This window comes from Thermodesulfomicrobium thermophilum DSM 16697 (genome assembly GCF_059568695.1).
This window is the reverse complement of sequence record NZ_JCANTW010000003.1, coordinates 17,548-29,790: the sequence shown is the minus strand read 5'-3', so window position 1 is coordinate 29,790 and position 12,243 is coordinate 17,548. Positions and strand designations below refer to the sequence as shown.

Annotated in this window: 11 protein-coding genes; 9 read left to right on the top strand and 2 right to left on the bottom strand. The window is 57.1% G+C overall.

The genetic code is table 11. The annotated features are described in order from the left end of the window. Window positions 1-135 precede the first annotated feature (135 nt). Together BR00_RS00765 and BR00_RS00760 are read right to left on the bottom strand one after the other, a co-directional pair. A complete protein-coding gene (locus BR00_RS00765) occupies window positions 136-2,334 on the bottom strand; it encodes a methyl-accepting chemotaxis protein (RefSeq protein WP_496475720.1) in 2,199 nt (732 codons plus the stop codon). A gap of 379 nt (window positions 2,335-2,713) precedes the next feature. Then, a complete protein-coding gene (locus BR00_RS00760) occupies window positions 2,714-3,841 on the bottom strand; it encodes a LeuA family protein (RefSeq protein WP_496475719.1) in 1,128 nt (375 codons plus the stop codon). Between the two features lie 301 nt (window positions 3,842-4,142). On the opposite strand from BR00_RS00760, the gene nifH reads away from it, so the two are divergent. From nifH to BR00_RS00715, 9 genes are read left to right on the top strand one after another with little or no spacing between them, the layout of a single operon-like run. Then, the gene (gene nifH / locus BR00_RS00755; protein WP_496475718.1) at window positions 4,143-4,970 is read left to right on the top strand and encodes a nitrogenase iron protein; all 828 of its coding nucleotides are present in this window, start codon (window positions 4,143-4,145) and stop codon (window positions 4,968-4,970) included. A 25-nt stretch (window positions 4,971-4,995) separates the two neighbouring features. After that, entirely contained in the window at window positions 4,996-5,340 is a 345-nt protein-coding gene (locus tag BR00_RS00750) for a P-II family nitrogen regulator (protein ID WP_496475717.1), read from the top strand. Then, entirely contained in the window at window positions 5,337-5,711 is a 375-nt protein-coding gene (locus BR00_RS00745; RefSeq protein WP_496475716.1) for a P-II family nitrogen regulator, read from the top strand. Before BR00_RS00750 ends, BR00_RS00745 begins: the two co-directional genes overlap by 4 nt. Before the next feature lie 14 nt (window positions 5,712-5,725). Further along, complete coding sequence (nifD, locus tag BR00_RS00740; protein WP_496475715.1) at window positions 5,726-7,363, top strand: nitrogenase molybdenum-iron protein alpha chain; 1,638 nt, start codon at window positions 5,726-5,728, stop codon at window positions 7,361-7,363. A gap of 14 nt (window positions 7,364-7,377) precedes the next feature. Continuing rightward, on the top strand, window positions 7,378-8,754 hold the full coding sequence (gene nifK / locus BR00_RS00735; RefSeq protein WP_496475714.1) for a nitrogenase molybdenum-iron protein subunit beta: 1,377 nt from the start codon (window positions 7,378-7,380) through the stop codon (window positions 8,752-8,754). A 10-nt stretch (window positions 8,755-8,764) separates the two neighbouring features. Continuing rightward, the gene (locus tag BR00_RS00730) at window positions 8,765-9,064 is read left to right on the top strand and encodes a (2Fe-2S) ferredoxin domain-containing protein (RefSeq protein ID WP_281752927.1); all 300 of its coding nucleotides are present in this window, start codon (window positions 8,765-8,767) and stop codon (window positions 9,062-9,064) included. A gap of 2 nt (window positions 9,065-9,066) precedes the next feature. Further along, a complete protein-coding gene (locus tag BR00_RS00725) occupies window positions 9,067-9,507 on the top strand; it encodes a GNAT family N-acetyltransferase (protein ID WP_496475713.1) in 441 nt (146 codons plus the stop codon). 13 nt (window positions 9,508-9,520) lie between these two features. Further along, on the top strand, window positions 9,521-10,903 hold the full coding sequence (gene nifE / locus BR00_RS00720; RefSeq protein ID WP_496475712.1) for a nitrogenase iron-molybdenum cofactor biosynthesis protein NifE: 1,383 nt from the start codon (window positions 9,521-9,523) through the stop codon (window positions 10,901-10,903). Then, a complete protein-coding gene (locus tag BR00_RS00715) occupies window positions 10,896-12,230 on the top strand; it encodes a nitrogenase component 1 (RefSeq protein ID WP_496475711.1) in 1,335 nt (444 codons plus the stop codon). The genes nifE and BR00_RS00715 overlap by 8 nt, the downstream gene beginning before the upstream one ends. Window positions 12,231-12,243: the final 13 nt, after the last annotated feature.

Here is a 12,243-nt window from a genome sequence, read left to right as displayed (position 1 = left end):
TTCCTCTGCCTTCATGAGTACGTCACCACGTGTCTTCATGGGATGACATTTCTATTGTCCCAGACAGGGGTGACAATATCATTGTCCGGTAACAGGGTGCGGGAGATGGTGCTGCGGGTGTTGGCTCCCCTGGAGTCATTGCATCGCGTCATGCCGGCGTGCCGCAGGCGGCGGTGGGGTTTGGGTGCCGTGGCGGCGCAAAAAGCGGGAGAGCGGGGAGGTTTGGGGCGCTTGTTCCGAAGTCTTGGAGGGGTAGGGCGGGCTTTGCCGAGGGTGCGTTTGTGGTGCGTCACTGGTTGCAACCGATTGGGGCCATTGGGCTTTGTCGTGGAGGATAAGCCTGAGCAACCGTTGGGCCAGGAGTTCAAGGTCGTGGGCCTTGGTGCGGATGGCGTTGCCTTCGGCGTGCAGGGTGTCGGTGGCGTGGTGGACCGCGGTCATGTCCTGGGTGGTGTCCTGACACAGGGCTGCGATGGTCGAGGCTTTGGCGGAGATTTCCTGCAGACCGAGGAAGAGTTGGCTGATGGCGGTGGAGGATTCCTGCACGCTGTGTGCTTGGATGCTGATGGCTTCGGCCACGGCGGTCATGGAGGTGTGGGTGGTGGCCAACATGGTCTGGACCTGATCGTTGTGTTCTCGGGCCGCGTGGGCCTTCTCGCGGATGCTGGAGAGGGCGGCATCCACCTCCGCGGTGGCTTCGGCGGTCTTTTGTGCGAGGTCTTTGATCTCCCGGGCAACCACGGCAAAGCTCCGACCGGCATTGCCGGCGCGGGCGGCTTCGATGGTGGCGTTGAGGGCGAGGATTTGGGTGCGGGTGGCAATGGAATGGATGAGGCCTGTGACCTCGTCGATGCGCCGGGAGGCGGCTTCCAATTGCCGGGTCGTTTCTGCGGCGGCGCTGGCGTGGCCCATGGCGGCGTCGGCCGTGGCGCGGCTGGCGGCGGCGTCATCGCGCATGCGGTTCATGTGGGCGGAAATCTCTTCCACGCTTTGGGTCAGGACCTGGGCATTGGCGCTGGCCTCTTCCATGGCTGCGGCCACAGCGTCGAGGTTGGTCTCCATGGTGTGGGTGGATGCGGTGACGTGTTCGCTGCGGCTGACCGTGGCCGCGACTTGAGTGAGCAGTCCATGGGAGCTGCTGGAGAGATCGGTGGCGGACTCGGTGATCTGTCCGGCGGCCTGGTGGATTTCGGCGAACAGTCCTTCCAGGCGGGCAAGGAGGACATTCATGGCGTGGCTGAGCTGGCCGATGGCGTCGTGGTGGGAGGCGTCCAGACGGCGGGAATAGTCGCCGGCAGCCGCACAGGTCGCAGCCTCGGCCATGCGCGCCACAGGTCGAAGGAGGAGGTGGCTGCCGCCGATGCCTACAAGCAGGGCCAGGGCCAAGGGCACGGGCAGGCTGGTGAGGACCCCTTGGAGGATGCGTGCCTGAAGGCCGGAGAGGAGATGGGCTTGCGGCACCCAGAGTACTGCGCGCATGCCCCAGGGAAGGTCGGAGACCTGCTGCCACACGAGAGTCTCTCCGTCGCTGGCAAACTCCCCTTGGCGGGTATGGGTGGTGCGCACGTGGGAGAGCAGTTTTGGGGGCGCCTGCGGGGTGAGGGGGCGCCCTTGGGCGTCCAGGAGGCAGGCGCTGCCTGCCCCGCCTACGCCGGTTGCGTGCACGAATCGTCCAAATTCCGGCCGGATGAGGGGGCGCACCACTTCCACGGCACCGATAACCTGGTCACCGAGGTCTTTGACCGGGCTATAGGCCGCAAGCCACGGGCTGCCGTCGTGTTCCACGATGCCCAGCCACGGGCGCTGCTCGTGCGTTAGGCTCCGCGTGGCCGGGTGATCCGGGGCAAGCCAGGAGCCTTGGGGCCAGGGCCGCTTTCCTTCTGGGGCCCCGCCGGCGATGCGCACCAGCCGGTTTTGGTGAAGTTGCAGGAAGTGCACCTGGGCTCGGGTGAGGCTTGCGGCCTTGGGGAGGGCCGGGGCGGATTCGTGCAGATAGCTCCCCCCGACCTTGATGGACGGGAGGATGGAGGGGGTCGCCTCTCCGTCGAGCAGGATTTCGGCCTCAGCCAGGGGCTCCACTACCGGAAAGCCCGCGAGCTCCACGGTGGTGCGGGCGATGTCGAGATCCGCCCGGATACCTTCTTCTTCCAGGCGGGATTGGAGGATGATTGCCTGAGCGAGGGTGGCGGCCACGTGCTCGAGGGCGGTGCGGCCGTTTTCCACGAAACCTTGGCGGGCGGCGCGGCTTTGGCCCAGGGTGGTGGCAAGAATGGCCGCCAGGGCCGTGCCGATGACCAAGAGGGTGAGACGGACAGGAAAAGACACGTGGCGCACGCAAGCCTCCTTGGCGTTGGGTGCGCCGATGCTGCCGCAGGGCGGTGGTGGTTTGGTGACGGAAAGATGTCGGGATGGTTACAGGCGCCCGGTGTGCTCCAGGCGTTTTTCCCAGAGCGCCACTGCCGCGAGGGCGAGAAGCGGGGTACAGCCATTGCCATGGCGGTCGCTGACGCGCCTAAGGCCGGGGACACCACGACGCAGCAAGGCCGATGCCGGCGACGAGAGGACGCACCCCAACGCGATGGGAGGGTTGACAGGTGAAATCCCCCAGGCGGCCCAAGGGGGGAAGGGAGAACATTGCGCTTCCATGCCAGGCGAGAGGTCATCGCTGGCCGCGGTCTCCCTTTGAGTCGCTTTCCTGAACGAGGCAGTGATTTCAATTTGTTGTTGGCAGAGGAACTGCTTTTGGGATGTTGAGGAGTTGTTGGGCCAAATGGAGCACTTCTTCGGCTTCCAATGGCTGTTGAGCGCCGTGTTTGCGCACATGGGCGAGTACCTGCTCCACGTCGACACCTTTTCCAAGCATACCGTGACGAGACAGGAGCTGCACAACGGCTCCTCGTCCGCTTTTGGCCCCCCACAAAAGATGCCGCTGCATCCCCAAGCGTTCTGGTGGACAAGGCTCGAACAGCCCAGGGTCTTTGAGCAGCCCGTCCACATGGAGTCCGGACTCGCTCGTGAAGATGTGTTTGCCTGCGATGGCCTTGCGGGGGTCCAATGAGAGCCCGGTGGTGTGGGCCACTTCGTGGCAGAGTTGGCGCAGAGAACGCATGTCGTCCTTACGGGACGCGCGGATGAGGGTGAGGTATCCCGCTACTTCCTCCAAGGCACTGATTCCTGCCCGTTCCCCAAGCCCGAGGAGACTGACGTCGGCCCAGTGGCCCCCGGCATCCAGGGCGCATAGGGCATTGGCTGTGGCCATGCCAAAGTCGTCGTGACAGTGCACGCCCACGGGCAGGCGGGTTATGCTTTGCGCCCAGCGGACGGTTTCGGCGCAGGTCTGGGGCGTCCAGATTCCTCGTGTATCGGCCAAACGCACACCATGGGCGCCAGCACGTTCTGCGGTGCGCAGGAAGGGCTCTATGGCATGGAACGAAGCACTGCTGGCGTCTTCCAGACCCACCCGGATGGTGAGGCCGAGGCTTCGGGCAGCACCAATGGTGGCCACGAGCCGCTGGAGTGCTTCGGTTACGGAGATCTTGAGGCGGCGGGCAAGATGCTGCGGCGACACCGGTATTCCAACGTGGACGGCATGAAGCCCGAGTTTGGCGACCGTGTCGAGGATCTCCGGCCGACATGGGGCCCAAATGGCGCATCGGGAGGCAAGGCCATGGCGCTGTGCCGCTGCAGCGAGATCCTCAATGCCGTCCTTTCCCACCCAGCCGATTTCCACCATTTCGATCCCGGCACGGACCACGTCTCGCAGTATCCGTACCTGAAGTTCTTTGGGGAACTGGACTCCTACTGCCTGGGCCCCTTCCCGGAGTGTAGTATCCAGAAGCATATGCCCCTCCCTGTCTGAACAGGCTTTCAGATTTCATGCCGGATCCGAGATCCGTGCGGTCTTCCTTGATGAGAACAGGGGAACCACCCTTCCAAAATGTTGGACCCTTCCAAATGGAAGGGGACGACAGGGACAAGGCCGGGAAAGGGGCGTGGCGCACTCTATAGTCATCTATTTGAAATTCCTGGTTATTATTTGATTGGGTCCCGATGGCATGTCCCTTGCCCCAAGGAAGGACATTCTTGCGGGAGTTCCCTGCAGGAGAGTGGATATGCGCTTGTAAGGAGTAAGGAGAAGAACAATGCGAAAGGTAGCGATCTACGGCAAAGGCGGCATTGGGAAGTCCACCACGACCCAGAACACGGTGGCAGGACTGGCGGAGATGGGGAAGAAGGTCATGGTGGTGGGCTGTGACCCCAAGGCAGACTCCACCCGATTGCTTCTGGGTGGTCTGGCCCAGAAGTCGGTACTCGATACCCTGCGGGACGAAGGCGAAGACGTGGAACTTGCGGATATCCGCAAGGAAGGGTTCCTGGGTACGTGGTGCGTGGAGTCTGGAGGGCCGGAACCTGGTGTGGGGTGCGCGGGCCGGGGAATCATCACGTCCATCAATATGCTGGAATCTTTGGGTGCGTACGATGATTCAGAGGGTCTGGATTATGTTTTTTACGACGTTTTAGGCGACGTGGTGTGTGGTGGTTTCGCCATGCCTATCCGCGATGGGAAGGCGGAAGAAATCTACATCGTCTGCTCTGGAGAAATGATGGCCATGTATGCAGCAAACAATATCTGTAAAGGTATTGTGAAATATGCTCAGTCTGGCGGTGTCCGTTTGGGTGGACTTATTTGTAACTCCAGAAATGTGGATAATGAAAGAGAGATGATCATGGAGCTTGCAAAACGTTTGAACACACAGATGATTTATTTTGTACCTCGTGATAACGATGTACAGAGGGCAGAAATCAATCGTATGACAGTTATTCAGTGGAAACCTACGGCTCCGCAGGCAGATCATTATCGAAATCTTGCCAAGGCTATTGATTCTAATGATATGTTTGTCATTCCCAAACCGCTTTCAATTGAAAATTTAGAGAGCCTTCTCATGGAATTTGGTCTTTTGGATCAGTAAAATATACAGAAAAGGAGATGCCGTTATGATTATGATTCGTGCTATCGTTCGCCCTGAAAAGGTCGATGATGTTCTTTCTGCTCTTATGGATGCTGGCTTTCCTGCTGTTACTCGATACTCCGTGGCTGGTCGTGGAAAGCAGCGAGGAATCAAGATTGGTGAAGTGACGTATGACGAGATCCCAAAAACTATGCTTATGAGCGTCGTTCCCAACGCTGATAAAGATTTTGTTGTGAGTGTCATTATGAAGGCGGCACGCAGCGGTTCAAAAGGTGCTTTTGGTGACGGAAAAATTTTTATTTCCCCACTGGATGCTGTATATACCGTGAGTTCCGGTGTGTGTGATTCTGATTTGGAGGCCAGACCATGAAAGAAGTGATTTCTGTAATACGTATGAATAAGATGAATGCTACAAAAAATGCGCTCACTGAAGCAGGTATTTCAGCTTTTTTTGCTCATGAATGCTTTGGTAGAGGTAAGGGACTGGTGGAGCCGACTGCTGTGGATGGGGTTAAAAAAGGCATGGAAGAGGCGGTGGCGGTCATTGCGGATCCGGCCAAGCTGTATCCCAAGCGGATGCTCACGGTGGTCATTTCGGACGAGCTGGTGGACGAGGTGGTGCACACCATCATGGAAGCCAATCGTACAGGCCGGCCTGGAGACGGCAAGATCTTTGTGCTCCCTGTCTTGGACGCAGTGCGGGTGCGCACGGGCGAAAGTGGCACTAAGGCTATCGTTTGAACGAGGAGGAACGTATGCGTGCGCCTATCAAGAAATTCAAAGCACTGGATCCAGAAGAAGTCAAAAACCAACTGGTTTCCCGGTATCCTGCCAAGGTGGCCCGAAAGCGGGCAAGTCAGATCGTCGTCAATGAGCCTGGTGACGTGCCGCCGGAGATTCTCGCCAATGTGCGCACCATTCCCGGCATCATCACGATGCGTGGTTGCAGCTACGCGGGGTGCAAAGGGGTCATCCTGGGCCCGACTCGGGACATCGTGAACATCACTCACGGCCCCATTGGGTGTGGTTTCTATTCATGGCTCACCCGTCGCAACCAGACCGATGCCTCGGCAGAGGGTGCTGAAAATTATATGACTTACTGCTTTTCTACGGACATGCAGGAGCAGGATATTGTCTTTGGCGGCGAGAAAAAGCTCGAAGCAGCAATTCAGGAAGCTTATGACATATTTCATCCAAAGGCGATTGCTGTGTTTGCTACTTGTCCGGTTGGACTTATCGGAGACGATATCCATGCAGTTGCAAGAAGGATGAAGGCAAAATTTGGAGATTGTAACGTTTTTGCTTTTAGTTGTGAGGGGTATAAGGGAGTAAGTCAGTCTGCTGGTCATCATATCGCCAACAACCAGATTTTTACTCATGTCATTGGAGAAATTGATGAACCACGCAAAGGGAAGTATACTATCAATCTATTAGGAGAATACAATATCGGCGGTGATGCATTTGAGATTGAGCGTATTCTTGATAAGTGTGGAATTACTCTTTTAGCGACATTTTCTGGAAATTCCACGTATGAACAATTCGCAACGGCGCATCAGGCGGATCTCGACTGCGTCATGTGTCATCGCTCTATCAATTATGTCGCCGATATGCTGGAGGAAAAGTACGGAATCCCTTGGATCAAAGTGAACTTCATTGGGGCCCAGGCAACGGCCAAGAGTCTTCGGAAGATTGCCGAGTACTTCCAGGACCCTGAGCTTCTCGCACGGGTAGAGGAGGTCATCGCCGAGGAACTCCCCGAAGTGGAGGCTGTGGCCAATGCGGTGCGTCCGCGCACCCAGGGTAAGACGGCCATGCTTTTTGTCGGCGGGTCTCGCGCCCATCACTATCAAGAGCTTTTCAAGGAAATTGGCATGAAGATCTTGGCCGCGGGGTATGAATTCGCTCACCGCGATGACTACGAAGGCCGCCAGGCTCTGCCCCGTATCAAAGTGGACGCCGATAGCCGCAACATCGAGGAGATTGAGGTCACAGCCGATCCCAAACGCTATCGCCCCCGCAAGACCGAGGAACAACAAGCCGCCCTTGAGGCGCAGGGATTCACCTTCAAAGACTATGCCGGCATGATGGCAGAGATGGAGAAGGACACATTGGTCATCGACGACCTCAATCAGTTTGAGGCGGATCGGCTCATCGAACTGTACCACCCCGATATCTTCTGCGCGGGTATCAAAGAAAAGTATGCAGTGCAGAAGTATGGAATCCCCCTCAAGCAGCTCCATAGCTATGACTATGGTGGTCCTTATGCCGGATTCCGTGGAGCCATCAACTTCTACAAAGAGATCGACCGCATGGTGAACAGTCGGGTGTGGACCTATCTCAAGGCTCCATGGCAGCAAAATCCGCAACTCTCAGCGGCCTACGTGCATCAATAAAAAAGGAGCAACTCATGCTGCTACGTCATACACCACAAGAAATCATCGAACGCAAGGCGCTCACCATCAATCCGGCCAAGACCTGCCAGCCTATTGGGGCCATGTACGCTGCGTTGGGCGTCCACGGGTGCTTGCCTCATAGCCATGGGTCCCAAGGCTGTTGTGCCTACCATCGCAGCACCTTGGTACGCCACTACAAAGAACCTGTGTCCGCTGCCACGAGTTCTTTTACGGAAGGCGCTTCGGTTTTCGGCGGCGGCGCAAACCTCACCCAGGCCATCGAGAACATTTTTACAGTATATGATCCAGAAGTTATTGCTGTACACACGACTTGTCTCTCTGAGACCATTGGAGACGATCTCAATCAGATCATCGATAAAGCTAAAAAGAGCGGCAAGGTACCTGAAGGAAAGAATGTAATTTTTGCGAATACTCCAAGCTACGTCGGTTCTCATGTCACAGGATTCTCTTCAATGGTGAAGAGTATTGTTTCAAGTTTTGCAAAAACAGATGGATCGCCTTCAGGAAGTGTTAATATAATACCTGGTTGGTTGGAACCTTCCGATATGGAAGAGATAAAACGGCTCGCTTCTCTCATGGGCGTTCCAATTACAATGGTTCCAGACACATCTGGAGTTCTCAACGCTCCGCTGACGGGTCAGTTTACTCTGTTTCCCAAAGGCGGTGTGACGGTGGAGGAACTGCAGGCCACAGGCAGGGCCAAGGCCACAGTGGCCTTGGGTGAGTGGTGCTCGGCAGAAGCTGCCCGTTGGCTGGATGCTCAGTGTAAGGTTCCGTGTACCATCATCGAGATGCCCTATGGACTTCTCGGAACGGATCGTTTCATTGATGCATTGCGGGTTGCAGGCGGTGTTGCGGTTCCAGAATCCATTGAATTCGAGCGGGGACAGCTCGTGGATTTCATCGCCGACATGCATCAGTATTTCTACGGAAAGAAGGTCGCATTGGTAGGTGATCCTGATCAGCTTATCGCTATGACCGATTTTCTGGTGAGTATCGATATGCATCCAGTACATATCGTTACAGGGACTCCAGGATCACGTTTTGAGAAACGAATCCAGGAAATCGTTGCGCCCCTCGGCTATACACCAAACGTTCGTGCCGGTGGTGATATGTTTTTGTTTCATCAGTGGATCAAAAATGATCCGGTCGATATTATCATTGGCAATACGTACTGTAAGTACATCTCCCGTGATGAGGATATCCCTTTGCTCCGGTTTGGATTCCCTATCTTGGATCGAGTGGGACACCAGTACTTTCCTACGGTTGGGTATAAGGGCGGACTTCTGTTTCTTACCCGCTTGCTGGACGTGCTTTTGACCCGCAAGGACCGCGATGAACCTGAATCGAGCTTTGAGCTGGTGTACTAAGGGGGCTATGATGGCGATTCCTGAACGCGTTGTCTTGGTGTGTCAGAGCTTCCGTACTGCCGGTGAGCCCAAGGGGGTGTGTCATCGGCACAATGATGGCCTGGCGCAGTATCTGGAAGAGGAGATCCTTGCCCGCGGCTTGGACATGCAAGTGATCACGACGGGGTGTCTGAAGCGCTGCGAGCGAGGACCAGTCGTTGCCATCATGCCGGAGAATTGGTGGTTCGGCGCAGTGGACAGCGAGGAAGCGGTGGACGCCATCCTTGATGGTCTCGAAAACGGCGAACCGGCTGCCAATCGTTTGGAGTAGTTATGTGTATCCGCCCTGCCACCCATGCCGACCTTGCTGCCATGACGGAACTCTTGGAGCAACTCTTTGGTATCGAGACAGAATTTGCCGTGGACAAAGCCAAACAGATGCGAGGGCTGGCCCTCCTGCTGGAAACCCCCAAGGCTGTGGTCCTCGTGGCGGATGTAGGTGGCAAGGTGGTGGGGATGGTAACCATGCAGACCGTGGTTTCCACTGCGGAAGGCGGTCCAGTGGGTTGGGTGGAGGACCTTGTCGTGGATGAGGCCTGGCGGGGCAAGGGCATCGGTTCGTCTTTGTTGCGGGCCATCCTCGGACTGGCCTTTGCCCGTGGTCTTTCTCGCGTCCAGCTCCTCGCCGATGCTGAGAATGCCGCTGCCTTGCTTTTTTACCACCGGCATGGGCTTCGGCGGACGCGTATGGTGTGTGTGCGCGCTGTGCCCTGACGAGGAGGTCATTATGAACGCGGTACTCGAAGAACGGGCGTCTCAAGTTTGTCGCCTGGGAGAAGAGCCCTTTGCTATGGTTTGCAACCGCCCGAGTCTTGCAGGGGCCGTGAGCCAGCGGGCTTGCGTGTTTTGCGGTTCGCGGGTGGTCCTTTATCCCATCGCCGATGCCTTGCATCTGGTGCATGGGCCCATTGGTTGTGCGGTGTATACCTGGGATATTCGGGGGGCACTCTCTTCGGGCCCGCAACTCCATCGCATGAGCTTTTCCACGGATCTCAAAGAAAAGGATGTCATTTTTGGAGGCGAGAACAAACTCGCCGCAAGTCTCGATGAGCTCATCCCCCAATATACCCCCAAGGCCGTGTTCGTGTACTCCACCTGTATTGTGGGACTCATCGGCGACGACGTGGATGCCGTGTGTCGCAAGGCGGAGGAGCGTTTTGGCATTCCAGTCATTCCTGTGCACAGCGAAGGCTTCAAGGGGAACAAGCGCGCAGGGTATTCCGCAGCCTGCCAGGCTCTCATGCGTCTCGTGGGTAAGGGCTCCACTGAGGGAATCGGACCTCTGAGCGTCAATATCCTCGGTGACTTCAACCTCGCCGGTGAGATTTGGATCGTGCGGGGCTATCTGGAGAAGATGGGGATCCAGGTGGTGGCGAACGTCACGGGGGATGGACGCGTGGAGGACATCCAACGCTGCCACGGGGCGCGGCTCAATCTGGTGCAATGCTCGGGGGCGACCATGGAATTCGCCCGCATGCTTCAAGAGCGTTATGGTATTCCTTTTATCCGGGTGTCCTACCTGGGCATCGAAGACATGGCCGACTCTCTGTACAAGGTGGCAGACTTCTTTGCCGCGCAGGATCCTTCTTTGCGCGAGCGCACGGCCCAGCTGGTGCGGACCGAATTGGAGTGGCTGCTGCCGCGGCTTGCAGAGCTGCGCCGCGATCTTCAAGGCAAGCGGGCAGCCCTCTACGTGGGAGGATCGTTCAAGGCCTTCTCGTTGGTCAAGGCGTTCCGCCACCTAGGCATGCAGTCGGTAGTCGTGGGTTCGCAGACGGGCACCACTGAAGAGTACGAGGAACTCGCCGGCATCTGTGATCCGGGCACCATCCTCGTAGATGATGCCAATCCTTTGGAGCTCGCCGCGTTTCTCGAGGAGAAAAAGGTAGATGTATTCGTTGGAGGGGTCAAAGAGCGACCCATCGCCTACAAGTTGGGAACTGGCTTTTGCGATCACAACCATGAGCGTAAAATCGCTCTGGAAGGATTCGTTGGTATGTATAACTTTGCAAAAGAAGTACATGCATCTACCATGAGTTCTGTTTGGAAAATTATGCCACGCAAAGGATATAAACCTCCTTTTCTCGATAAGGAGGTTTGCCATGTCTGAGTATGTATCTACAATAAATGCATGCAAAATGTGTATGCCGATTGGTGCTGCTCTAGCATTCCGTGGTATCGATGGATGTATTCCATATATTCATGGTTCTCAAGGATGTGCCACATATATGCGAAGGTATATCATCAGCCATTTTCGAGAGCCAATCGATATTGCGTCTTCTTCGATGGACGAGAAAGCTGCTGTGCATGGTGGAGGCCCAAATTTCAAGAAGGGCATCCTCAACGTCATGCGCAAATATAATCCTCAATTGGTAGGGGTAGCCACCACCTGTCTGACAGAAACCATTGGCGAAGATGTTCCTCGTCTGGTGCAGGAGTTTCGGGAGGAGTTTGCAGATCTTCCCTTGCCAGAGATCGTGACCGCCTCCACCCCCAGCTATTCCGGGACCCATATTGAGGGCTGGCATGCGGCCTTGCTGGCGGTGGTGAATGGCGTGGCCCAGCCCGTCGATTCCCATGGGGGAGTGACGCTTATGCCGGGATTTCTCTCTCCTGCGGATCATCGTTGGTTCAAGGAGTTGGGCGCGCGCATGGGGCTTGCGCTGCCCCTCCTGCCCGACTTCAGTGACGTTCTCGACGGCCCGACCTGGGAGACCTATCAGCCTCTGGCTCCGGGAGGGACTCCCATGGAGGCCCTTCGGCGCATGGCGGGGGCCCGCGCTACGGTGGAGCTTGGTGTGCCGCACCGTCTTTCTCCAGCCCAGTCTTTGGAGCAGCGTTTGGGCACGCCTGCACGCTTTACGGACACGCCCATCGGCCTTCGGGCCACCGACCGCTTTCTCGGCGTGCTCACGGAGTTGGGCGGGTGCGTGGCCCCGCGGGAGGTAGCTGCCCGGGGCCGGCTTTTGGACGCCCTGGTGGACGGCCATAAGTATGTCTTCGGCAAGCGGGTTGTGGTCTACGGCGAGGAGGAACTGGTCGTCGGGGTGACGGCATTCTTGGCCGAGATGGGAGCTCGACCGGTGCTCGTGGCCACGGGTGGCGCGAGCGCTACCCTGGCCGATCGTGTCCGTGCCGTCGTAGACGGGCTGTGTCCTTTGCCCGAAGTGCGCACCGAGGCCGACTTCCATCAAATCGAGGAAGAAGCCAATTCCATGGAGCCGGATTTTCTCGTGGGCCACAGCAAAGGATACAAGCTTGCGCGTTCTCGTGGCGTCCCGTTGATCCGTCTTGGATTTCCCATTCACGATCGGTTTGGAGGACAGCGTCTTTTGTGCGTGGGCTATGATGGTGCCCTGGAGCTTTATGATCGTATCGTCAACGCCCTGCTGGCCCAGAGTCAAGATGCATCTCCGGTAGGATATTGGTATCTTTAGCCCATAAGGAACG

Excerpts from the sequence above, each read along its gene's own strand:
- BR00_RS00715 (WP_496475711.1), top strand. The coding sequence starts at position 10,896 with ATGTCTGAGTATGTATCTACAATAAATGCATGCAAAATGTGTATGCCG.
- BR00_RS00730 (WP_281752927.1), top strand. The coding sequence starts at position 8,765 with ATGGCGATTCCTGAACGCGTTGTCTTGGTGTGTCAGAGCTTCCGTACT.
- nifH (WP_496475718.1), top strand. The coding sequence starts at position 4,143 with ATGCGAAAGGTAGCGATCTACGGCAAAGGCGGCATTGGGAAGTCCACC.
- BR00_RS00745 (WP_496475716.1), top strand. The coding sequence starts at position 5,337 with ATGAAAGAAGTGATTTCTGTAATACGTATGAATAAGATGAATGCTACA.
- nifK (WP_496475714.1), top strand. The coding sequence starts at position 7,378 with ATGCTGCTACGTCATACACCACAAGAAATCATCGAACGCAAGGCGCTC.
- nifD (WP_496475715.1), top strand. The coding sequence starts at position 5,726 with ATGCGTGCGCCTATCAAGAAATTCAAAGCACTGGATCCAGAAGAAGTC.
- BR00_RS00750 (WP_496475717.1), top strand. The coding sequence starts at position 4,996 with ATGATTATGATTCGTGCTATCGTTCGCCCTGAAAAGGTCGATGATGTT.
- BR00_RS00725 (WP_496475713.1), top strand. The coding sequence starts at position 9,067 with ATGTGTATCCGCCCTGCCACCCATGCCGACCTTGCTGCCATGACGGAA.
- BR00_RS00760 (WP_496475719.1), bottom strand. The coding sequence starts at position 3,841 with ATGCTTCTGGATACTACACTCCGGGAAGGGGCCCAGGCAGTAGGAGTC.
- nifE (WP_496475712.1), top strand. The coding sequence starts at position 9,521 with ATGAACGCGGTACTCGAAGAACGGGCGTCTCAAGTTTGTCGCCTGGGA.